This window comes from Sporomusa sp., assembly GCF_057736855.1.
Window position 1 is genome coordinate 12,436 of the sequence record NZ_JBYKYF010000046.1, and the last position, 2,141, is coordinate 14,576.

Genomic DNA, 2,141 nt, shown 5'->3' on the forward strand with positions numbered 1-2,141 from the left:
ACGTGCTGGCCGTTTTAGCTTTGTCACCTTGATAAAACAACAAAGTCGAAGTAATAACCTTTCTTTCGATGGTCCCCAAATCTTCCCCCACATAAATAGGTATTAATTTTTTACTTTTATCTGGCTTCATTTCGTCCGTATAATGCTGTTGCTGAACTTCGGCCGGTAAATTGCCTACCCGCAAAACACCATCATCGGCAAATACCATAGCGCGTTCAATAATATTTTCCAATTCCCTGACATTACCTCTAAACTCATATTGCATTAGTCTTGCCAAAAAATCTGGCTCAATATATTTAATTTGTTTAGCCATTTTTTTATTATATTTATCAACAAAATATTGAGCCAAGATGGGAATATCCTCACGGCGCTCTCTTAGCGGCGGTAATTGAAAATTAACTACATTAAGACGGAAATATAAATCTTCCCGAAACTTTCCTTCGGCTACCATCTGCTTCAAATTCCGGTTAGTCGCACAAATAATGCGCACATTAATCTTTCGGCGCTGACATGAGCCAATAGGCACAATTTCTTTTTCCTGTACGACTCGCAATAACTTAGCTTGTAATTTTATATCCATCTCGCCAATCTCGTCAAGAAACAGTGTACCCTGATCAGCAAGCTCAAATATTCCTTTTTTGCGTTGTGTTGCGCCTGTAAATGCTCCCTTTTCATAACCGAATAATTCGCTTTCCAACAGTTCAGAGGGAATAGCAGCACAATTAATAACCTCAAACGGTTCCTTTTTTCGCACACTTAAATAATGCAGTGCTTTAGCAACCAGCTCTTTACCCGTACCGCTCTCCCCATATATGAGTACATTGGAATCTACATCTTTGACCCGCTCAATGTCATGCAAAATTTGCCGTATAGCTGCCGAAGTGCCAACCATGCCTGCTATTTCATGTTGTGCTGTCAGCTTTTCATTTAAATACTCAACCTTGGAACGCATACCAATATATTCTGAAACATTGGTAAGCAACATATTGAGTTCATCCATATTAATAGGTTTTGTCAGATAGTAAAACGCACCGGCTTTCATCGCGGCCACAGACGATTGTATGCTGCCATAGGCAGTCATAATAATGACAATAATACTGCTATCAATTTTTTTAATCTCGGTTAATACTTCCATGCCATCGGCACTGCCTAGTTTTAGATCCAATAAGACAATATCAAATTCCAGTTTTGCAACAGCGGTCAGCGCCTCCTCAGCAGAACTTGCTGTTGTTACCAAATATTTATCCTCTAAAGCAAAATACAGCGAATTGCAAATGGCTGGTTCATCATCAACAATCAACAATTTATGCATTTTCATTCTCCTCAGAGCTAAATATTAGTGTTACTTTAGTCCCGCTTCCTAGCTGACTGTCAATCTTGATAACCACATTATTTTGCCTGGCTAACTGATAACTGACAAACAGTCCTAATCCTGTCCCGCGATCTTTGGTCGAAAAGAAGGGTTCGAATAGAAACTTCCGATTTTCTTCGGCAATACCAGCACCATTATCAACGATCTGCAAATATGGCAACCCATCCTTCATACCGCCAGTTATCACCAGCTTGGGATTGTTACAGTGTTCGAGCGCCTGGATAGCATTTAGCAATAGATTAATTATTACTTGTTTCATTTGCTGTCTATCGACATAAATAACCAGCTTTTCACTAATATCCACCTGTAAATCAATTCCTTGCTCGGCAATACTCCCGGCAAAAAACACCATAACATTATCAATCAGGGCTTTAATTGAAACAGGTTCCCGCTCAATCTTACGCGGATTAGCATATGTCAGCAAATCGTTAACAATGTTATTGAGCCGTTCTACTTCCTGCGGAACAAATTGACTGATCTTTTCTCTAAACAAGGGATTATCATATTTAGTTGGCAATAACTCAACAAACGTTTTAATCGAAGTCAATGGAGTGCGAATTTCATGGGCAATGCATGAAATAAGCTTACCCAGCGCCTCCATCTTATCTTTACGCTGCAATTCTTCATTAATTTTCTGAATTTCCAGCGTACGTTTTTTTACTTCCCGCTGCAAATACATATTAATTTGAATAAATATGCTTGCAATCACAACCAGTACTACCACAATTCCTAAAGCGATACTAAAATTACGTTTATAATACTGTACAGG

2 protein-coding genes are annotated in these 2,141 nt (G+C 38.9%); both read right to left on the reverse strand.

What is annotated here, in order from left to right:
* Nucleotides 1–1,312: sigma-54-dependent transcriptional regulator (locus AC29Z1_RS04935; RefSeq protein WP_488270344.1), on the reverse strand; the 1,312-nt coding region annotated here is incomplete at its 3' end.
* On the reverse strand, nt 1,305–2,141 hold an 837-nt coding region (locus AC29Z1_RS04940; protein ID WP_488270345.1), incomplete at its 5' end, for a sensor histidine kinase. The genes AC29Z1_RS04940 and AC29Z1_RS04935, both read right to left, overlap by 8 nt.